This window comes from Escherichia sp. MOD1-EC5950 (assembly GCF_002965345.1).
GTDB lineage: Bacteria > Pseudomonadota > Gammaproteobacteria > Enterobacterales > Enterobacteriaceae > Escherichia > Escherichia marmotae.
The window spans coordinates 1-273 of the sequence record NZ_PTSR01000175.1; the positions used below are offsets into that span (position 1 = coordinate 1).

Here is a 273-nt window from a genome sequence, read left to right on the forward strand (position 1 = left end):
GTACTTCTGCTTCTGGCAGGGGGCGGGGTTTCTCACGCCGCTGTTCAGAAAACCGTATTCAGTGCTGACGTGGTGGCCTCGGCCTGTCATGTGGTGGTGGATGCGGACAGCACCGGCAACAGTGGCCGGCTGACATTCGGGACTTACCGCAAGTCCACGGGGACGTCTGTGCCTCCGCGTGATTTCACTGTGCGTTTGTATGAGTCCGGTGCCACGGTTCAGGGCTGCTCAGCCTTTCAGGCAGGGCAGGTCGCCACCCTGGATTTTGGTAAC

Annotated in this window: 1 pseudogene; it reads left to right on the top strand. The window is 60.4% G+C overall.

What is annotated here, in order from left to right:
• Positions 1–273 (top strand): annotated as a pseudogene (locus BEA93_RS24890) (fimbrial protein); the annotation flags it as partial.